We start from the raw sequence: 238 nt of genomic DNA, 5'->3' as shown, positions 1-238 counted from the left end.
CTCCAGCGCGGGTCGCATCAACCGATGACGCGATTGCGTCGGACCTGCGCAAACGACACTGCAACCGCGCCTTTCGCCGACACGCGTTGCGCGTCGAAGTCCGTGGCGTTTAACGCAGAGCGGCTCAATGCGCCGTAAAGATCCGATCGGCGGGCACCGAGCCATTCGCGCCCAGGGCTAACCCCTATCAGCCTCGTGTCGAGTTCGGCATAGACGAGGCCGCCTGTCGTTTCGCCGC

General features: G+C 64.7%; 1 pseudogene. It reads right to left on the bottom strand.

Going from position 1 to position 238, the window contains the following annotated elements:
* Window positions 1–17: 17 nt before the first annotated feature.
* Window positions 18–238 (bottom strand): annotated as a pseudogene (locus SB753_RS41195) (carbon-nitrogen hydrolase); the annotation flags it as partial.

Source organism: Paraburkholderia sp. SIMBA_053 (assembly GCF_046534895.1).
GTDB classification, from domain to species: Bacteria; Pseudomonadota; Gammaproteobacteria; order Burkholderiales; family Burkholderiaceae; genus Paraburkholderia; species Paraburkholderia caledonica.
The sequence above is the reverse complement of the archived record's forward strand: the minus strand, read 5'-3'. Positions and strand labels throughout refer to the sequence as shown.